This is a genomic window from Pseudoalteromonas sp. SWXJZ94C (assembly GCF_015864385.1).
Taxonomy (GTDB): Bacteria; Pseudomonadota; Gammaproteobacteria; order Enterobacterales; family Alteromonadaceae; genus Pseudoalteromonas.
In genome coordinates, this window is record NZ_JADYXF010000017.1 from 24,679 (window position 1) to 44,512 (window position 19,834).

The 19,834-nt window shown below is 38.1% G+C and carries 17 protein-coding genes; 12 read left to right on the plus strand and 5 right to left on the minus strand.

The window, feature by feature from the left end; translation table 11 throughout:
* Positions 1–39: 39 nt before the first annotated feature.
* Entirely contained in the window at positions 40–2,325 is a 2,286-nt protein-coding gene (locus I6F65_RS09140; protein WP_197112534.1) for a penicillin acylase family protein, read from the minus strand.
* Positions 2,326–2,481: 156 nt separating this feature from the next.
* On the opposite strand from I6F65_RS09140, the gene ycaO reads away from it, so the two are divergent.
* The 7 genes from ycaO (at position 2,482) to folX (ending at position 11,092) form a co-directional block, all read left to right on the plus strand.
* Positions 2,482–4,242 (plus strand): 30S ribosomal protein S12 methylthiotransferase accessory factor YcaO, encoded by a 1,761-nt coding sequence (gene ycaO, locus I6F65_RS09145; protein ID WP_024609963.1) that lies wholly within the window; start codon positions 2,482–2,484, stop codon positions 4,240–4,242.
* Positions 4,243–4,357: 115 nt separating this feature from the next.
* Entirely contained in the window at positions 4,358–7,720 is a 3,363-nt protein-coding gene (locus tag I6F65_RS09150; protein ID WP_197112536.1) for an ATP-binding protein, read from the plus strand.
* Between the two features lie 43 nt (positions 7,721–7,763).
* Positions 7,764–8,393, plus strand: coding sequence for a YceH family protein (locus tag I6F65_RS09155; protein WP_166112639.1), 630 nt, complete (start codon positions 7,764–7,766; stop codon positions 8,391–8,393).
* 70 nt (positions 8,394–8,463) lie between these two features.
* Complete coding sequence (gene nadE, locus I6F65_RS09160) at positions 8,464–9,300, plus strand: ammonia-dependent NAD(+) synthetase (protein ID WP_166112642.1); 837 nt, start codon at positions 8,464–8,466, stop codon at positions 9,298–9,300.
* A gap of 133 nt (positions 9,301–9,433) precedes the next feature.
* A complete protein-coding gene (gene folM, locus I6F65_RS09165; RefSeq protein WP_166112647.1) occupies positions 9,434–10,153 on the plus strand; it encodes a dihydromonapterin reductase in 720 nt (239 codons plus the stop codon).
* A gap of 24 nt (positions 10,154–10,177) precedes the next feature.
* Positions 10,178–10,732, plus strand: coding sequence for a GTP cyclohydrolase I FolE (gene folE / locus I6F65_RS09170; RefSeq protein WP_024609967.1), 555 nt, complete (start codon positions 10,178–10,180; stop codon positions 10,730–10,732).
* A gap of 3 nt (positions 10,733–10,735) precedes the next feature.
* A complete protein-coding gene (folX, locus tag I6F65_RS09175) occupies positions 10,736–11,092 on the plus strand; it encodes a dihydroneopterin triphosphate 2'-epimerase (RefSeq protein WP_024609968.1) in 357 nt (118 codons plus the stop codon).
* A 14-nt stretch (positions 11,093–11,106) separates the two neighbouring features.
* Here the strand turns inward: folX and I6F65_RS09180 are convergent, their stop codons facing one another.
* Complete coding sequence (locus I6F65_RS09180) at positions 11,107–11,541, minus strand: YqaA family protein (protein ID WP_024609969.1); 435 nt, start codon at positions 11,539–11,541, stop codon at positions 11,107–11,109.
* 115 nt (positions 11,542–11,656) lie between these two features.
* Positions 11,657–12,682, minus strand: coding sequence for a hypothetical protein (locus tag I6F65_RS09185; RefSeq protein WP_024609970.1), 1,026 nt, complete (start codon positions 12,680–12,682; stop codon positions 11,657–11,659).
* Positions 12,683–12,884: 202 nt separating this feature from the next.
* Between I6F65_RS09185 and I6F65_RS09190 the strand changes: the two genes are divergently transcribed.
* Positions 12,885–13,565: a hypothetical protein gene (locus I6F65_RS09190; protein ID WP_166112656.1), complete on the plus strand. Its 681-nt coding sequence runs from the start codon at positions 12,885–12,887 to the stop codon at positions 13,563–13,565.
* Here the strand turns inward: I6F65_RS09190 and I6F65_RS09195 are convergent, their stop codons facing one another.
* Together I6F65_RS09195 and I6F65_RS09200 are read right to left on the minus strand one after the other, a co-directional pair.
* On the minus strand, positions 13,566–15,347 hold the full coding sequence (locus I6F65_RS09195; protein WP_331461420.1) for a tetratricopeptide repeat protein: 1,782 nt from the start codon (positions 15,345–15,347) through the stop codon (positions 13,566–13,568).
* A gap of 193 nt (positions 15,348–15,540) precedes the next feature.
* Complete coding sequence (locus I6F65_RS09200; RefSeq protein WP_024609973.1) at positions 15,541–15,906, minus strand: DUF4870 domain-containing protein; 366 nt, start codon at positions 15,904–15,906, stop codon at positions 15,541–15,543.
* A 183-nt stretch (positions 15,907–16,089) separates the two neighbouring features.
* Between I6F65_RS09200 and I6F65_RS09205 the strand changes: the two genes are divergently transcribed.
* From I6F65_RS09205 to I6F65_RS09220, 4 genes are all read left to right on the plus strand, one after another.
* Positions 16,090–16,791 (plus strand): spondin domain-containing protein, encoded by a 702-nt coding sequence (locus I6F65_RS09205; RefSeq protein ID WP_024609974.1) that lies wholly within the window; start codon positions 16,090–16,092, stop codon positions 16,789–16,791.
* Positions 16,792–16,802: 11 nt separating this feature from the next.
* Entirely contained in the window at positions 16,803–17,540 is a 738-nt protein-coding gene (locus I6F65_RS09210) for a spondin domain-containing protein (RefSeq protein WP_197112538.1), read from the plus strand.
* 62 nt (positions 17,541–17,602) lie between these two features.
* Complete coding sequence (locus I6F65_RS09215) at positions 17,603–18,328, plus strand: response regulator transcription factor (RefSeq protein WP_007580488.1); 726 nt, start codon at positions 17,603–17,605, stop codon at positions 18,326–18,328.
* 10 nt (positions 18,329–18,338) lie between these two features.
* Positions 18,339–19,826 carry a cell wall metabolism sensor histidine kinase WalK gene (locus tag I6F65_RS09220; RefSeq protein WP_166112659.1) on the plus strand — a complete coding sequence of 496 codons (1,488 nt, stop codon included), beginning with the start codon at positions 18,339–18,341 and terminating at the stop codon, positions 19,824–19,826.
* The last annotated feature ends 8 nt before the right edge of the window (positions 19,827–19,834 follow it).

The following is a 19,834-nucleotide window of genomic DNA, read 5'->3' on the forward strand; positions in this document are numbered from 1 at the left end:
TTTATCACTATTTAAGCTCACTCACTTATCACTTAAACGTTATTTAACAGGGCTTATGACTATTTGATGTATAAGTGTTTGCGGCAATAAAGGTGTATGTTTACCCTCTACGTAATCACTAAACCCCGCTCTATAAAATTCAGAAAGAGGGTGCCCCGATTGCCCACCCGGAATAGCTAAAATTGCATGTTCTAAATGCCCAGGTTGTGCAATAAAGCGCTGCGATGCGCCAAAACTACGCCCTTGTACGGCGGGCATGTAGCTATCACCAAAACCCGCTGCTGTGGGCATATTTAATAACTTAGCAAGTAACGGCATTTGCTTTGCAAACGGATGCTCTATCACTAACTCATTGACCTTGCCCCACTGCCAGCTTTGCACGTTATTGCCAAACTGCTCAGTAAGCTTAGTAATAGTTTGGTTAAATGCACCGTGTAATTGTGCATCCCAGCTTTTAAATTGTGAGTTTATCCAGGTGTCGGGTTTGTTGTTAATAAGCTGCCAAACTGCGGGCTCTAAATCTCGTTTTACGTATTTAAGTGTGCCTTGTTGTTTATTTAGTTGGCTTTCAATATTACTAAATAAAATATTAATCACTTCATCGCGGTAGCGCTTAACTAAGGTATACCCTATGGAGGTTGAACACGCACATTGCTGCCAATTTTCGAGCGCTGTTATATATTGCTGATTTTTAGTTTTATCGGCTTTTAATTGCTTTAATAGCAACGCATGCCAAGTCATTAAAAAGCGAGCTTGATTATCGAGCTGTAGTGCGTAAAAATCGCTCTCTGCAAATGTTTGTTTTTCAAATAATCTATCGCGAATTTGGCTCGAACGTGCACCGAGTGCATAGCCACCATTGCCAAAACGAGCGTTATCCTCAGCCGATACCACGCGAGAGTTACCAGTCCATAATCGCCCGCTTTGTGGGTTTTTAATAAAGGGACGTTGTAATTCGGTTTGCTGCCAAAGCGCTGAGTAGTCATCAGCATTTACACCGAGCTCGCTAGGCGTTTTACGAGCCGGTATGCCGCCCATATGCTTCCACGCTGCGCTCCCTTGGTTATCTACCACCATAAGATTTTGCACAGGTATTCCTACATCGCTTGCTACGGCAAGTGCATCATCTACTGTTTTGGCTTGCTCTAATTTTAAGAGTTGCATATTAACGGCGTAAGGCTGATGTGCAGCCCAGCTCAATGCATAAGGTTTTTCGTTAATGTATTTTACAGGGCCATATTCGCTGAGTATTAATGAGTAGTTTTCGACTCCCCCATCGGGTAATGCAATAGGTTCATCTACTTGCCATGTTTTACTATCATCGTTTAATGCAATCCAGTCGGCTGTATCTAAATAGCCGTTAGTAAACCCCCATGCAATATTATTGTTAGTGCCAACAACAATTGCCGGCGCTCCGGGCAGCGATACACCAGTTACCTGAGCAGGTTTTCCATTTTGTATATAATTTAGCTGGGCTCTGTACCAAATTGCAGGCACTGCCATCGATAAATGCATATCATCCGACACCATACCAGCGCCTGTTTTAGTCAACGCTCCTGTAACAGCCCAGTTATTACTGCCGCGCTCTTGGTTGGCTTCAATACTTTTAACTGTATGCTGTGTTTGAGTTGGCAAAGTAGGTATGCCGCCGCTATAAGGCGCTAATTTACTGCCATCAAGCGCGGCTTGGTACTTACTTGGTTGCGTTAAAAAATCAACCATTTGCTTTGTGTACGCTTGCTCAATTTGAATGAGTGCTTGGTCGCGTTCAAATGTGGCGCTTTGCAAATCAAGGTACATGCTAAATATCACAAGTAGGCTGTCTTCACTTTGCCATGGCTTTTGTGGTGCACCTGTTAGTAAATATTCAAAGCTTGAATACCCTACTTGCGCTAAACCTTCGTTTACACCTTGAGCGTAACTTTTAAGTAATTGCTTATCGGTCTCAGGCAGCGTTTGTAAAATAATTTGGCTGCGTTTACGTAATTGATGAAAACGCATCTTTTTATCGAGCCCCAACGCGGCTTCGCCAAATAACTCACTTAGCTCGCCTGCGGCATTACGTCTTAGTAAATCCATTTGAAAAAATCGGTCTTGCCCATGCGCATAACCTAAACCATAGGCAACGTCGTTTCGGCTATTTGCATTTATCACTGCTTGCCCGAGTGCATCGCGCGAAATTTTTACAGGCTCTACTACCGCGTTACTACGTCCGTTTCCATCAAGGGCAGGTAAACTTAAACTAAGTACACCATAAACAACGGCGGTACTTGCCAGCCCTAAAATCACAATTAATAATAACAAGCGTTTGATTACTTTAAACATCAACCTTTCCTTTGCACGTTTTGACCAAGCGTTAAGAGCATATAATAACCGCAGTTTTATTAAATAATAATGTTCTTGCTCGCAAAGGGTGAAATAAACATCAAAATCCACGATAATGTCAGCTCCACACATCGTGCAGAACTAGTTGAGATCAATATGACTGAAAAAACATTTATCAAAGGTAAAGACCGCGACCTAGAATCGTCAATCTCTACCATGCAAAACAAGCTTGAAGCCCTACACATTAATGTTGAAGAAGCGCTTTGGCTTAACCCTGTAGCTAACTGTTATTCGGTTCATATAAAAGACAGTGACTGCGGTGTTATGTTTACCAATGGTAAAGGCGCAACCGACAAAGCATCTATTGCCTCAGCACTCGGTGAATACTTTGAGCGTTTAAGCTGTAACTACTTTTTTGCAGACTTTTATCTAGGTGAAGAATTTGCCAATGGCGAGTTTACTCATTACCCAACTGAAAAATGGTTTAAAGTTGAAGGCGATGAAGTACCACAAGGTATTATGGATGAAAGCTTATGGGATTACTTTGACCCAGAGCGCGAACTTAACGCATCACACCTTTTTGATTTTAACTCTGGCAATATTGATCGTGGCATTTGTACCCTGCCGTACACACGCCAACGCGATAACCAAGACGTATACATTCCGGTAAACGTTATTGGTAATATTTTTGTATCTAACGGTATGAGCGCAGGTAACACGAAGTTTGAAGCTCGCGTACAAGGTTTATCAGAAGTATTTGAACGCGCTATTAAAAACCGCATCATCGCCGAAGGTATTTGTTTACCAATCGTGCCTGAAGATGTTGTTAAGCAATATCCTCTAATTCACGAAGCGTGTGAAGAGCTTCGCAGCCATGGCTTTCATTTACGTATTGCCGATGCATCGCTTGGGGGGATTTATCCAGTAATGAGCGTAACGCTTATTAACCCAACTGATGGTTCTGTATTTGCTTCTTTTGGTGCTCACCCATCATTTGAAGTTGCACTTGAGCGTACCGTTACCGAGTTACTACAAGGTCGTCGTTTAGATCAACTAGATGTATTCCAACCTGCAACATTTGATAACGACGAAGTAGCAACACCAGAGAACATTGAACTGCACTTTATTGATTCAAGCGGTTTGATTTCGCATGATTTTTTCCGTGCAAAACCTGACTTTGAATTTGTACATTGGGACTTTAGCGGCACAACAGAGCAAGAATATAACTTCTGTACTGACCTAATTCACAGCATGGATCATGATATCTACATCATGGATTACACGCACCTAAACGTATACGCATGTCGTATTTTAGTACCGGGCATGTCAGACATTTATCCTGTTGATGAGCTTATCTGGCGCAACAATAACGAAGGCGCAAAATTTCGCGAAGCATTTTTATCGCTTGATCAGTTTAGCACCGAGCAATGGATGGATATTTACGACAGCCTAGAAGAAGCCGGTCATAGCGATATTATCCGCGCCGCAGAATTTATTGGTTTAGCAACTGATGCCGACACACCATGGCACACACTGCGTATAGGTGAGCTTAAAGCGCACCTATGTTTAGCCGCAGGCAGCGAAGAAGCCATTGATTGGGTTGATTGGATACTTCATACAGGTCAAGTAAACGAAGATGCAATGCGCCACTTCCGCTGTTTAAAAGCGATTCTTGAAATTAAATACGATGACGAGCGCGAATACGCTGATTACCAAGATGCATTAGGCTTAATGTTTGGTGCTAATAATGTAGCGCTGGCTATAGAAATTGCCGAAGGTAAAAAGCAGTTTAACGGTTTAACTTTTCCTGGTTTATCGCTTGAAGGCTTTAAAAAGCATGCGGCACTACTTGATGGTTACCGCAAGCTACACGTAGCAAAGCAAAATCATTGGGCGCGTGAAGTTAGCGATTCGTAACTCGCTAAACTACTAATTATAAAAAATAAACGGCGCATTTGTTAATGCGCCGTTTTCATTTGTGCAATAAATTAGCTATAGTTAATTTGCCTAAATTAACGCCACGATGTAGCTAATGCCACCGTCTAGTAACAATAAAAAAACGAATGTTCATAACTTTAAGCTGACCTTTTGGTTATCGCTTACGCTAACAGTACTAGTTGGGGTAGTTCTTGATCGTATTAACTATAATCGTGTTAAAGATACCCATCGTCTGCAAATTCTTTCCGAAGTAAGTACCTACAGAGCGCAGCTCGAATCTACTTTAGTTTCTAATATTCAACTAGTACGAGGTTTAGGCGTTGCCGTTGCTGCAGAACCTGATTTAACACAAGAACGCTTTGGAAAAATTGCCGCCCCTCTTTTTAAAACATCAAACGAGTTACGTAGTATTGCTGGTGCTCCAAACATGATTATTCAAATGAGCTATCCGCTAAAAGAAAACGAAAAAGCAATTGGTCTTAACTTTTTAAAAAATGAAAAACAGCGCGAAAATGCAATTAGAGCTCGCGATACAAATACAATAGTTATGGCTGGTCCTCTCACTTTAGAGCAAGGTGATTTAGCGCTAGTGGCACGCGTTCCTGTTTATTTACAAACGGATAATACCTTTTGGGGCTTATTATCCGTTGTTTTAGATCTTGAAAAAGTATATGTCAACTCAGGGGTTTATGAGCTCGAAAAAGAATACACCATAGCTATACAAGGGCGTAATGGATTAGGTAAAAAAGGTGAGTTTTTTTACGGAGATCAAAATATTACAAACATAAACCCGATTGAATTTACTTTAAATTTTCAAGGTGGCAACTGGCAACTCTATGTCGTTCCGAAGGTCGGCTGGAGCCCTCCTAACTCAGCTATATGGCCACTACGCTTAGCAATAATAATTATTTGTGGGCTATTAATTTGGGCATTTTTATTCTTTTTAAAAATGCTTGAGCGCCAACAACAAAACGAAAAAATGCTCGAAACCATGAGTGATCTAGCCCAAATTGGCGCATGGGCTTTTAATTTAGAAGCTCAGCAAGTGTATTGGTCAGACATGACTAAAAAAATATTTAAATACCCGCTTAATGCACAACCAGAATGGCCTAAAGATCTAAACTACTTTAAAAAAGGCACTAGCAGAGAAACCATTAAACCCTTAATTGAGCGTGCTATTAAATATGGTGAGAGCTACGAAGTTGAACTAGAAGTAATAGATGCTGAAGGTGAATCTGTTTGGGTACTTGTACATGGCGAAGCAGAGTTAAAAAATGGACGCTGTGTAAGAATTTTTGGTTCGTTACAAAATATTGATAATCGCAAAAAAATTGAATTAGAAAATAGTAAAACAGCGCTACATAACGAAATTTTAGCTTCACTTACTGTAAATAAGTTAATTTTAAACGGTCAATTAAGCCAATCAAAAGACATTATTACGCAAGCTGTTTGCCAAGCATTTAATATTGAACGTGCCAGTATTTTACTTTTTAATAAAGATAAAAGTCAGCTAAACCCTTTTGCTGTACATAGTAAACTTTCACCCGAAAATGAAGTGGAGCCAATTTGGCTTAGACAAAATACGCCTAACTTTTTTAATGCTATAGATCATCAGGCTGTTTTTAATGCTCCTGATACTTTAAATAATCCTATTTTAGAACCTCTCAAAAAACGTTATTTAACCCCATTAAACATTAAGTCTATGCTATGCGTAATTATTCCTGCTGGCAGTGGCGTAATAGGAATGGTATGTGCAGAGCAGTGTGAATCAAAACGCTATTGGTCTAAAAATGAAGAGAGTTTTTTAATTGCCGTCGCTGCATTAATTGGTAGCTTACACTCAAGCCAACAACGAATAGAAACAGAACAGCAATTAGTTACCGCTAAAGAAGACGCAGAAAAAGCAGTTGCTGCAAAAAGTGAGTTTTTAGCGAGTATGAGCCACGAAATTCGCACCCCAATGAATGGCGTTTTGGGGATGTTAAACATACTAAAACAAACTCAATTAGATCAGCAGCAAGAACATCACATTGAACTTGCACAATCATCAGCTCAATCTCTGCTTAATATAATTAATGATATTTTAGACTTTTCGAAAATTGAAGCGGGTAAGCTCGATATTGAAAATGTACAGTTTAATCTCCCAAGGTTATTAGGTGAAGTAGTTGAATCATTTGCTTTAAAAGTAGAACAAAACAACACAAAACTTATTTTAGACGCAACTAAAATTACAGTAAGTGAGATAATTAGTGACCCTAATAGGTTACGCCAAATTTTAAATAACTTAATTGGTAATGCGGTTAAATTTACTTTAAATGGTGAAGTAATAATAACGGCAAAAATAGATGAAACAACCGATGGTTCCTTTTTACAATGCTCAGTGATCGACACTGGTATTGGTATTGATCCTAAACAACAAAATTCATTATTTGAATCTTTTACGCAAGCAGATACCTCAACTACGCGCCAATTTGGTGGAACAGGATTAGGCCTAGCTATAGTTAAACAACTATGTGAGCTTATGAATGGCGAAGTAAGTGTGAATAGTATGGTAGGCGAAGGCAGTACGTTTTCTTTCACCATAAAAATACAACCACGCTTGAGTAAAGAGCAAGATTTACCGAGTCATTTAATTAAAAATAAACGTATTCTTATTATTGATGAATGTGCTTTAAATGCAGGCACTGCAAATAAGCAGCTCACTGTATGGGGTGCAACTGTTAACTGCATACATAGCTACTGTGATGTAGCTGATTATCTAAAAAATATAACCATTCAGCCAGATGCTATTTTAGTAGATTACTACTTTTTTGAAAAAGCCACTCCGTCACATATTGCTACCCTCAAAAACTTTATAGTTATGTACAGCTGTAAGTTAGTGATAATGGCTCCTATGAGCTACTCACGAGAAGAGTCAAAGCTTGGTATGGAGGTCAACTGTATGATTTTCAAACCACTCACTCCCTCTGATTTATTTGACTCACTCACAAATGATAAATATATAGAGCAGCAACAAAATCAAGCGCAACTACAAAATAAACTAACTAAAGCAACAACTGTTGATTCAACCGAGCCCACACTTTTACTAGTTGAAGATAATAAAATTAACCAAGTTGTTGCCTCTGCTTTATTAAAACAAGCAGGAGTGGTTTTTGATATTGCTGAAAATGGGCTTGAGGCAATTGTAAAACTCAATGCAAAACAAGGGAAACCATATAAGCTAGTTTTAATGGATTGCCAAATGCCTGAAATGGATGGCTACCAAGCAACTAAAGCTATTAGAGAAGGCGATGCGGGTAAAGGTAATGAAAATATTACTATTATTGCATTAACAGCCAATGCCATGCAGGGCGATAAAGAAAAATGCTTAGCCGCAGGCATGAACGACTATTTAAGTAAGCCTCTCGATTTAGCTGCATTACAACCAAAGCTTCAACAATGGCTTGGCACTCAATAAAGGTGTAAGCTAATAAAATACGCTTACTAATTTGAGATTATTTATGCAGTTATCAGCAAATCAACAACGTATTATTGGGTGTTTACTAGAAAAACAAAGTACAACGCCGGAGCACTATCCTTTATCTTTAAATGGATTGGTCAATGCGTGTAATCAAAAATCTAATCGTGACCCAGTTTTAAATCTTACTGAAAATGACGTACAAAATACACTAGATGAATTAATTGAAATGCGTTTGGTGACAATAGACGAAGGGCTGTCTGGTCGTGTAAATAAATACGACCATCGCTTTTGTAATACGCAATTTAGTAATTTACAGTTTACTGATCAGCAACGTGCGATTGTTTGTTTAATGTTATTACGCGGCGCGCAAACCCCAGGTGAATTAAAAACCCGCAGTAATAGACTTGCTCAATTTAGTAACGTAAACGAAGTAGAAAATGCGTTAAACGAACTTGTTAAAAGTGACTACGTTAATAAACTAGATCGAGAGCCGGGTAAACGCGATAGCCGTTATATTCATCTGTTTGGTGATCAAGAGTCTAATTTAATAAATAATGCGGCAACCGCAACGTTAGATACAGTCCAAAATAACGAGCTAGATGAACTACTCACCGAAATTGAAGAGTTAAAAGCAGAGCTTCGCCAGATAAAAGACCATTTAGGGCTTTAATTACACCGTACTAAATCACATAATAAGTCTATTGCGTATATAAATTAATTTAAACAATAAGGAGCTACCCATGCGCGCCGAAATTATAGCTGAAATGAAAGTTCAGCCAATGATTGATGTAAACGCTGAAATAACTCGTCGAGTTAACTTTATAAAAACACGTTTAGTAGCTGCCTATTCAACGTCTTTAGTGCTTGGCATTAGTGGCGGTGTTGATTCATCTACCTGTGGACGTTTATGCCAACTTGCCGTAAACGAGCTTAATAAAGAACACAGTACAGATAAATACCAGTTTATTGCTGTGCGTCTACCTTATGGCGTGCAAGCCGATGAAGATGAAGCACAAATGGCTGTTGATTTTATTCAGCCAAGCAAGCGTATGACCGTTAATGTTCAGCCTGCTGCCGATGCGCTTCACGAACAAGCAATAGCTGCTGTTGTTGGTAATGGTGAAACATTACCAGAGCAAGCAAAAATAGACTTTATTAAAGGCAATGTAAAAGCACGTCAACGCATGGTTGCACAATACGAAATAGCCGGTTTTTGCCAAGGCTTAGTTGTGGGTACCGATCATAGTGCTGAAAACATTACTGGTTTTTATACTAAATTTGGTGACGGCGCTTGCGATTTAGCTCCTCTTTTTGGTTTATCAAAACGCCAAGTACGTTCTTTAGCAACAGCATTAGGTGCGCCCGCTTTATTAGTAGAAAAAGCACCGACAGCCGATTTAGAAAGCGATCGCCCAGGGCTTACCGATGAAGAAGCGCTAGGTTTAAGTTATGAACAAATTGATGACTTTTTAGAAGGGAAACCTGTGTCTAAAGATGTTGAAGAAAAGCTTGTAGGTATTTACCTACGTACACAACATAAGCGCCAAGCAATTCCAACTATTTATGATGACATGTAAGCTATATAAAGTAATTAATGCCTAATAAGCATTAATTACTTTTTTGATCGACTGATTTAAACTCTGCGTATATGCTAACTAAATAACGCTTTGAAATTTTATTAACCACCCGCCAAAGAGAACACTGCATTATATGACATCGCCCATTTTAATAACCGGCGCCGGCCAACGTATTGGCTTGGCACTGGCTCAGCATTATATCGCCCTAGGGCAGGCAATAATTATTACGTATCGTACTCGCCATAAGGCTGTTGATTTATTAGAGCAACAAGGCGCTGTGTGTGTGTATGCTGATTTTAGTACCGATGAAGGTATAAGTAACTTCATAAACACGCTTAATACGCATACAACGTCATTGCGAGCAATTGTACATAATGCATCAAGCTGGGACTGTGAAGGTAACAATCCTAACTACGTTCAATTATTTGATAACATGATGCGTATTCATGCTAAAACACCTTATTTAATTAATTTAATGTGTGCCGATTTACTATTAAACTATCAAGCTAGTTTAAAAAAACCTGCTGATATCATTCATCTTACAGATTACGTAGTAGAAACTGGCAGCCCAAAACATGTAGCTTATGCAGCAAGTAAAGCTGCACTTGAAAATCTAACAAAATCGTTTAGCGCTAAATATGCGCCAAATATAAAAGTAAACTCGGTTGCTCCATCGCTCATTATTTTTAATGAGCATGATGACGATCAGTACCGTACTAAAACCCTAAAAAAATCATTAATGGGCATTGAACCCGGATGCCAAGAAATTATCAATAGCATTGATTTACTATTACAAAGCCAGTACATCACAGGTCGTTCTTTGCCTGTGGATGGCGGTCGTCATTTAAAGTAAATAAGCTAATAAACTGAGACATTTATGCATAATGAATTAAAAGATAGTTACCAAAAAATAATCACCGCTGTAGGCGAAGACGCTAATCGTGAAGGCTTACTTGATACGCCAAAACGCGCAGCAAAAGCAATGGAATATTTAACGCAAGGGTATCGTCAAACACTTGAAGAGATAACCAATAACGCAATATTCACCTCTGACGCCGACGATATGGTACTCATACAAGACATAGAGCTTTACTCTATGTGCGAGCATCATTTGTTGCCATTTATTGGTCGTTGTCACATTGCTTATATTCCAAATGGCAAAGTACTCGGTTTATCTAAATTTGCACGCATAGTAGATATGTACGCACGTCGTTTTCAAATTCAAGAGCAACTAACCCATCAAATTGCCAAAGCGGTTGAAGAAATAACCGGTGCAAAAGGTGTAGGTGTTATTGTTGAAGCCAAGCACATGTGTATGATGATGCGCGGTGTAGAAAAGCAAAATTCAAGTATGCGAACTTCTGCAATGCTAGGTAACTTTAGAGCTGATTCAAAAACGCGTAACGAATTTTTGCAGCTAGTAAGAGGTTAATCTATGGCTAATGCAATTATTAATGTAACCAACTTACGCCTACGCACTTTTATTGGTTTTAATCCAGATGAGCGCGAAAAAAAGCAAGACGTAGTGATTAACTTAGAGATTCATTACCCTGCTGATGATGCCTGTAAAACAGATGAAGTAGACCAAGCATTAAACTATAAAGTAATCACCAAAGAAGTGATTAGCTTAGTAGAGCAAGGTCATTTTTTACTACTTGAAAAACTGGTTGCTGAAATTCTTGCTGTTTGCCACATACACCCAAGTGTACATTATGCCAAAGCGCGTGTAGATAAACCCCACGCACTGCGTTTTGCTGACTCGGTGTCGTTAACGCTTGATTGGGCTAAATAACCGACAAAGTTCATTCAAAAAAGCTTTTCAAATCCTATGGCAAGGGCGATAACCGCTAAATAGCGCGCGCCTTTGCCTAGTGTTACCAACAATAAAAATAAGCTAAATCGTACCTTAAATATCCCCCCAATCACTGTTAGCGGATCGCCTACAATAGGTAACCAAGCAAACAACAAACTAAACACACCGTATTTATTAAATTGCTTTTGCGCGCTCTCAAGCCCACTTTGTGATACCGGAAACCACTTTTTATCTTTAAAGCGTAATATTTGTGTACCCAACCAATAGTTAACGCAACTGCCTAAAACATTACCAAGTGTTGCAACACACCATAAAAGCCAAAGGTTTACTGTATTTTGAGAAATCATTCCCACCATAATCACTTCAGATGAGCTAGGCAGTAATGTGGCAGATATAAATGCACTAACAAATAGCGTGAAATAAAGCATAACGCCCTTATAGCTAAACGTAAAAACCCAGCTAATTGCTGGGTTTAAAATAATATGATGCCTACTTTATCAAAAATAAATAAATCATATAGTCTATTTTTAACGACCTAAATTATTAGTTATTTATTCTATTAAGCTTTGCGGGCTTCAAAACAGCCACTTCTTCAACTGGGCGTGGGCGTGTAGGTCTAACATGCTTTTTACTTGAAGGTACACAAAACAATTCGCGCTGACCGCTTACAATATTGTCTGGAGCAAATTGGTTATTAATTAATAGATTTTGGCTCTTAACTTTATTTTGCTTAACGTAGTTGTAGCAAACTAAGTGTCGTTTTGAGTTTAGCATTTTAAACTCTTGTTTATTATGTATTTTAGTTGACGGATTACATAACAAAACAGGCTTCCCTAAAACTGCCTTTGTTCTACCAAACTGATCTGCAATCATAATTGTTTCTTCTGGAAGTCGGTCTGCTTTCTCAACGTTGTAACACTGAAAATGCTCTCCAGGCACACTTACTGCAATACTCTCCGATTTAACTAACTTTCCACATGGGGCTGTAAATACTGAGTAGGTGCGCTTACTTTTATTACTTGTTGACCAAATCCAACGAAATAACTTTGTATTAACCACATTCGCTAAAGGAAAGTTTAACGCCATCCACGGTGGAGTGCCGCTAGCAACAGTACCGTTATTCATAGTATAAGGCAGGCTTGTTTGTGCATTTATAAGCGTGGTTATTTGTGCAGCATTTGGACCACCACTTTGCGCCCATCCCGTCGATGCAATATCGGATTGATGCGCTCTAAATACTCCTGAACCAGTATAAACGGTATGGTCACCTTTAAAAATCCCTGCAAATCCTTGAGCACTACTTCCGTCACCCCAAGCAATTACGCTAACTGAGCAGCTTTCCATAGCACTCGCTGAATTATTAACAGCGAACTTAAACTCTTCAATTTTTTTCCATTGGCTTCCATGTGCGCCACGATGCACAACGTTGTTAACACTGCCTTGGGAGTGCACAACAATAAAGTCGTTATCAGCCGTTACATTACCTGTGACCGTTGCCGTACCCGCATTTACATGCAAAGCTGCGCTCATAAGACAGGTACCAAGTATGAGTTTTTTTAATATTTTCATTTTAATATCCTTTAAGTTTCAATTTATGATTAGCCATACCTCTGGCTCATTGAAACTTAGCAGTAAAAATAAAAATGTATTTTAAATTAAGGGGTTAAAATAGGGGCTCTTTCAAATAGACCCTAAATTTACCCCCATTAGAATTAGATTAAATAAGGCAGTTTGACTACTGTTATTAGAGTTATAACTAAAGGATACAATAATGAAAAAAATAATATTAAATGCATTATCTGTTAGTGCACTCGTCGCGGTTTCTACTAATGTAAATGCGCATTTACTTGCTTTTGATAAGCTAACTACAAATCAAAAAAACATAACAGTCGTTACTTCTTTTGAAATGAATAAAGAAGAAATTATTGAAGAGTTCCATTTGCGATCTAAATATTTTGAAGTCGAAAAATGGATGATGAGCCAAAATGTATCACTCGATGACAATCATTTTTCTGGTCAACATGCTAATCAAATTGCATCAACAAAGGCATTAGCCACCTCCACTGTAAATATAATTGAAGTACCACCGATACACGACTTGATCGATCCATTTAATAGCAGAAACCAAAGTTCATCTGAAAATGGTAATACTCCTATTAATAAACTTAATATTGCTGGGTTTGCTGCGGTATCAATGTGTAATGCTCATGCGAGTGTTAACTATAAAGCCAAATTGCCTAATTTAGTTCCGCGCTTTACCGGGCCGCAAACCCTAATTGATGCTATTTATTCAAAAGGTACTAAGCCAATAACTTATGAATTATCTCATGGGCTTTCTTTTGAGTGTGTTTATGTGGCCAAAAGTATAAAGCCAACATATGAAGAAAAGCGTCGCTCGATTAAAACAGCACCAAAAAAAATTAAAACTAATGAGTTAAATCATTCACATTAATTACTGCATAGATTCTTTTTTTACTATCGTCATAATGTTGTTAAGCCCTTGAGTTAACAACTCCCTGTCTTTTTTATCGAGCTCGCACTCAGATAAAATGAAGTGACAGGTTTTAACTACATTTCGCCATCGAGGATTTTCGGGGATCTTTTTTAAGTTAAGATACTTATCAAGTGATCGTGTTCTAAGCCTGCCAGAGTCAATCGAGATACTCCATATTTGGCTTCGCTCTGCCAACTCTACCTTATTAGTTTGTGTGTACTTTTCCCATACCGCCAAACAATCTTGCATAGCAATTACAAGCAACTCAGACAGCGTATTATCCACTGCGTGTGTAGCCCCCTGCACCTCCTCTTTTTCAATATTATTTAATAAAAAAAGCTGCTGTTTATGTGACTCAATTACAGTAATAAGGTGTTGGTGAGTTTTTCGTTTTCTAAAAATATAAACTGCAAAACAAAAGCCGATAATTAAAAATAAAACAAATATTGATAGAGTAATATTAAGTAGCTTGTTTATTCTTTGCTGCTTTTTTTGGTTAATAATTTCTTGATCGAGTAACCGACCACTAATTCTTTCATTTTCAATTTCACTTTGCTTTATTTGAATATTTTCGCTGTATTTTTGCTGCAATAATTGTTCATATAAATCTTGGTACTTTTTAAGAAAAACAATTGAGTCATACGGGTAGCCCGTATTTAAATACAATTCGCTTGCATACAAGTACACTTCCATTTTTAATGTGTCTTCGTTAGTACTGTCAACAGCCTCAATCGCTTGTTTAATATAGTTAATAGCCTCTTCACTTCTTTTTTCATTTTGTGCCACTTGCGAGTTCAGTAAAAATATTTCACCGCGAAACTGGTTTTCAGAAGTATCTAAGTATTGATTTAATTTAACGAGGAATTGCTGCGCTGGTTTATATTCATTAGCACTTATATGTAAGCGTGTTAACACTATAAGTGCATACAAAGACTGTTTTAAATTTTTTGTTTGTTGGTAATAATCGATTATTTTTTCACTATAAAATCGCTGTTTTTGGTATTCACCATTTATAGTGTAAATATGCGCTAATGATTGATAAATATGAGCTAAATATTCTAGTGCTTTTAAATCATCATGAGTAGCGGTGTAGTTAACCAGTTTTTCTAATGCTAATTCAAAGTAATGCTGTGACTCATCATATTTCTCTAGCGTTTTATAAATTAGCCCTAAATTACTGAGTGTGTTTGCCGTATAAAAGTCATTTCCTAACTCCTCTTTTAAGGCTAAGCTTTTTTGAAAATAAGCTAACGCTTGAGGGTAATCACCTTGTTTTTTTGCAATGCTCGCCAAGTCGTTATAACTTTTAGCAAGCCATTGTATTTTGTTTTCTTTTTTTGCAATTTCAAAGGCGCTTTGATAATAATTTTTTGCCTCTTCGTAAGCATTATCATAAAAGTTATCAGTAGCTATTTTTCTGAACCACAAATATTGTATTTCGGTACTTTGAGTAAATATTTTACTTATTTTTATTTGAGATAAATAATTCTCTGCAGCTGAGCCTTTCCCCAGCTCATTATTAATATCATGTAGATACAACATTAATTTAGCAGCAACTAACGGAAATTTTTGTTGATCTAAAGAAGATAAGTTCTGCTCGCAATTGACTAAACTAAGCTCTGCCGTTTGCATTTTCATGCTATTGCGACACTCAACTACATATGAATTATCAGCCTCAACTTTTGTACATAAAAGCAGTAATAGCATAAATGCAAAATGCCTTATTTGAAATCCTTTCACGCGACAGCACCAAACAATAAATTTAACCTTTATTATACACCAAATTAACAATGGTGATTTACTCTCTTTAATTTACTACCTTTAATAAAGATCCCTCTTGTTAACGTTTATAAAGTAAGCCACCGCAACATAGCCGTGCTTTAACGTAAAAACCCAGCCTTTAGCTGGGTTTTTAAAATAATAAGTGAAGTTATTATTTTATTAAATTTAAGCTTAGAGGGTAATTAAACTCCTTACCTTCATTTGCTTTAATACTTGCTATTACAACCATTACTAACGAGAAAATAGCCACTATAGGCAGTAAAATTAAACCTATCACTGCAAAAATCAGTAAAAAACAAACTAAATATGCGATTGCCATCGTTATCTGAAAGTTAAGTGCTTTTTTACCATGCTCATCAACAATTGGCATTTCATCTTTTTTAATAAGCCACACTATTAATGGTCCTATTATTGAGCCAAATGGCACAACAAACCCTGCAAGCGCACTTAAATGGCATAGCATTGCCCATGTACGGTCATCTTTATTAACCGGTTTAACTTCTTGATTTTCTTCCATAACACTCTCCATTTTGTTTTGTATATGTTGCCTCTTAATTGGCTAAATGTCTACAAATCAACCACTGTATTTACAAAAAAATCACAACGTGAAATCTTGTGATAAAAAAGTGATAAGTTTGTGAGAGTTTCTGGAAACGATTATTCAATACTTAACTCGAATCATCACTTACAGGAAATAATAATGAAAGCTTCTACATTTACAATCGCAACTATTTTAGCAGCAGCTAGCCAATCAACTATGGCTGCAGAGTTAGACCTAAAAATTACAAATCTAACTAAAGGCATGCACTTTACACCCGTACTAATAACTGCTCATAACACTGAAGATAAACTGTTTGAAGTTGCAACAGAAGCTTCATCTGCACTACAAGCAATGGCTGAAGGCGGAGATATTGCAGCACTTATGGCACAAGCAACTGCTGCTGGTAGCGATATTGCTGCTAACCCTGCAGGTGGTTTACTTACTCCTGCAACGTCAGCAATGACCACATTAACAACAACCGATGGTAACGATTACCTGTCGGTTACAGCAATGTTATTACCTACTAACGATGCTTTCGCGGGTTTAGATAGCTGGAAAATACCTACAGAAGCAGGTACTTATACTGTTTATTTAAATGCATATGATGCCGGTACTGAACAAAATAATGAACTAGTAGTAGAAGGTTCTGGTGCGCCAGGTGTACCAGGTATTCCAGCAGCACCAGGTGGTGATGCAGGTACTGGTGGCGCAGGTATTGTTAGTAACGATACAAATATCAATGTTCATATTCACCCTGGTAATTTAGGCGATGATGATTTAACTGCTGGTAATAGCGACGTTAGCAATACAGTACACAGATGGTTAAACCCTGTAGCTAAGTTAACTGTTACAGTTAAGTAGGAGTATTGACTATGTCATCTATTAATAATTTAAAAAAGAGTGCTTTAGTTATCATGCTTGCAACTGCACTGGCAGCATGTAGCGATAACGACGACAACGATCCGATAATTGAAGAGCCTGTAATTGAAGAGCCAATTGTTGTTGAACCTGTAATTAGTGAGTTTACTATTACTTTTAGTAATTTAACCGCAGGGCAACCCTTATCTCCGCTATCTGTGATTGCTTTTGAAGATGAAGCGCCTTGGACATTTGGTGCTCCAGCATCAGTAGGTTTAGAGATGCTTGCTGAAAGTGGCGCGAATGATGAATACTTATTATTTGAAGACGCTCTAGCGGCAGTTTCTGCTGAAGGTGGTATTGGTCCAGGAGAAACAACCACAGTTTCTATTTCTGCCGAATCACTGGAAACACTTAATTTGTCATTTGCTGCAATGCTTGGGAATACAAATGACACATTTACCGGTCTTAGTCTTGTAGATGTATCTACATTAGAAGTCGGTGGTTCTATAACACGTACTACCGTTGCTTATGATGCAGGTACTGAAGCGAATACAGAAACAGCTGAAACAGTGCCAGGACCTGCCGCTAGCGGTGAAGGATTTAATCCAATACGTGACGATACTGCCGATATAATTGCAATGCATCCAGGCATTGTGTCAAATCAAGATGGATTATCAACATCAGTACTCGGTGTTGAGCATAAGTTTGATAATCCGGTATCGAAAATAGTAATTACGCGCACGCAGTAAAGTTCCAGCTTGTAATGGGGAAGTAAGGGAGCATGGATGCCCCCCTTTTTACGAGGTTATACATGCGTCACGAAAAAATATTAGTAGTAGAAGACGACAGAGAAATAGGTAAATTAATTACCACACAACTTACTTCGCTTAACTTACATGTAGATCATGTTGTAAGCGCAGAACTTGCCTTAAAAAAAATAGCCAAGCATCCCTATGGGCTTATTTTACTCGACATAAATTTACCGCAAATGGACGGTTTGAGCTTATGCCGAAAAATAAAAGAGCATTACCCAACTACCTCCGTAATTTTACTCACCGCGCTTAGTAGCGATATGGACAGAGTAATTGGTCTTGAAATGGGCGCTGATGATTATATTTGTAAGCCATTTTTTGCACGCGAATTACAAGCCAGAGTAAAAACCCAATTACGCCACAGAGCACAACTACTCGCTAGCCAAAATAACGACAACTCCCCCGTTGATAGCGAACAAACACTAAATGTAGGCTCACTCAATATAGAATTTAGTTCGCACCAAGTGTATTTAGGCAAACAAGCACTTAACCTTACCGCCACCGAATTTGATTTACTCGTTTATTTTGCACGCCACCCAAATCATGTTTTTAGTCGCCAGCAATTACTCGATAAAGTATGGGGTTATCAGCATAGTGGCTACGAGCACACGGTTAATTCACATATCAACCGCTTACGTGCCAAGCTAGAAGAACACCAACAAGCGCCGATCATCGAAACCGTTTGGGGTGTTGGTTACAAACTAAACCCTAGCCAACTCAATTAAGACACCTATTATGAAATTATCTTTGTATCAAAAATTAGCTATATCGCTAGTCGTCATTTTTTGTTTTATTTGCGTCCTTGTTTACGGCTGGAGCAAGCAATTAGAACTCACATCAAAACACCACGCCGAACAAAACCTACATTTAGCGCTAGCTGAGCATTTAGTACAAGATAATCCATTAATAAAAGAAGGTGTTTACGACTACAAAGCGCTTGAAAATCTTTTTCATACTTTAATGTTATTAGGTCCTGCGTTTGAATTTTATTTTGTAGACGAAACCGGAAAAATTCTTACTTACTCAGCAAAGCCAGGGAAAGTTAAACGCACGCATATTAGTTTAACGCCTTTAAAAAAGCTGATTAACAACCCAAGCGCTGCACCTATTTATGGTGATAATCCTCGTAATAAAGAGCAACAAAAAATATTTTCAGCCGCACCAGTATTCAATCACGATAAGTTACAAGGCTATTTATATGTAATTATTGGTGGCGAAGCTTACGACACCTCACTAAGCACGGTAAAAAATAATGACAAGTTATGGCTAGCCGCTTTATGGCTTGGCTCTGCACTTGCATTTTTACTCATTGCTATGCTCATTTTACTGCGCTTTTTTACTAATCCTATTCAGCGCTTAGCGCGCGATGTAAGTAATATTGAAGCGAATAATTACAGCCTTACCGACACCAAGCTAAGTAACTATTCAACGCAAAAAAGTAACGAAGTGCATAGCTTAGGTCGAAGTATTCAAGCCATGCTTACCCGTATTAACGAGCAATTTAAAGCGCTTGAACAAGGCGATAAACAACGCAAAGAGTTGCTTACTCACTTATCGCACGACCTACGTACACCGCTTGCTTCACTGCAAGGCTTTTTAGAAGTATTAAACCAGTCCGGCGAGCAGCTAAGTAAAAAAGAGCAGCAAGAATACTTACAGGTATCGCTTAATAATTGTGGGCAATTAAAGCTACTCATAGAACAAATATTTGAGCTTGCTCACTTAGAAAATGGCGAAATAAACATAAATAAAGAAACCTTTAATTTAGGTGAACTCATTTACGATTGTATGGCAAAATTTAGTTTAGCCGTTGATAAAAAAGGTATTAGTTTATCGGTAGAACCCGCGATTTGTGATTTCCCTGTGGTTGCCGACATAGCTAAATTAGAGCGTGTGTTGAGTAACTTAATAGATAACGCAATTAGGCATACTTCTCGCGGCGGCAGTATCGCAGTAAATGTACAACGCAGTGACGATAATCAATTATTTGTGCATGTATCAGACACGGGCGTAGGCATAAAACAAGATGAACTAAGTGCTATTTTTGATCCGCACTATCAGGCAAGCAACTCAAATAAAGAAGGTCGTCAGCAAGGTGGTTTAGGGCTGGCTATTTGTAGGGGATTATTAAAACTGATGGATAGCGAAATTTACGTACAAAGTGAAATTGGTAAAGGCACTATGTTTAGCTTTAATTTGCCACAAAAAAAGGTGCTTCCTTAAAAAGCACC

Excerpts from the sequence above, each read along its gene's own strand:
- I6F65_RS09210 (WP_197112538.1), top strand. The coding sequence starts at position 16,803 with ATGTCATCTATTAATAATTTAAAAAAGAGTGCTTTAGTTATCATGCTT.
- ycaO (WP_024609963.1), top strand. The coding sequence starts at position 2,482 with ATGACTGAAAAAACATTTATCAAAGGTAAAGACCGCGACCTAGAATCG.
- I6F65_RS09185 (WP_024609970.1), bottom strand. The coding sequence starts at position 12,682 with ATGAAAATATTAAAAAAACTCATACTTGGTACCTGTCTTATGAGCGCA.
- I6F65_RS09205 (WP_024609974.1), top strand. The coding sequence starts at position 16,090 with ATGAAAGCTTCTACATTTACAATCGCAACTATTTTAGCAGCAGCTAGC.
- folE (WP_024609967.1), top strand. The coding sequence starts at position 10,178 with ATGCATAATGAATTAAAAGATAGTTACCAAAAAATAATCACCGCTGTA.
- I6F65_RS09200 (WP_024609973.1), bottom strand. The coding sequence starts at position 15,906 with ATGGAAGAAAATCAAGAAGTTAAACCGGTTAATAAAGATGACCGTACA.
- folX (WP_024609968.1), top strand. The coding sequence starts at position 10,736 with ATGGCTAATGCAATTATTAATGTAACCAACTTACGCCTACGCACTTTT.
- I6F65_RS09220 (WP_166112659.1), top strand. The coding sequence starts at position 18,339 with ATGAAATTATCTTTGTATCAAAAATTAGCTATATCGCTAGTCGTCATT.
- I6F65_RS09155 (WP_166112639.1), top strand. The coding sequence starts at position 7,764 with ATGCAGTTATCAGCAAATCAACAACGTATTATTGGGTGTTTACTAGAA.
- I6F65_RS09215 (WP_007580488.1), top strand. The coding sequence starts at position 17,603 with ATGCGTCACGAAAAAATATTAGTAGTAGAAGACGACAGAGAAATAGGT.
- I6F65_RS09140 (WP_197112534.1), bottom strand. The coding sequence starts at position 2,325 with ATGTTTAAAGTAATCAAACGCTTGTTATTATTAATTGTGATTTTAGGG.
- I6F65_RS09180 (WP_024609969.1), bottom strand. The coding sequence starts at position 11,541 with ATGCTTTATTTCACGCTATTTGTTAGTGCATTTATATCTGCCACATTA.
- folM (WP_166112647.1), top strand. The coding sequence starts at position 9,434 with ATGACATCGCCCATTTTAATAACCGGCGCCGGCCAACGTATTGGCTTG.
- I6F65_RS09190 (WP_166112656.1), top strand. The coding sequence starts at position 12,885 with ATGAAAAAAATAATATTAAATGCATTATCTGTTAGTGCACTCGTCGCG.
- nadE (WP_166112642.1), top strand. The coding sequence starts at position 8,464 with ATGCGCGCCGAAATTATAGCTGAAATGAAAGTTCAGCCAATGATTGAT.
- I6F65_RS09150 (WP_197112536.1), top strand. The coding sequence starts at position 4,358 with ATGCCACCGTCTAGTAACAATAAAAAAACGAATGTTCATAACTTTAAG.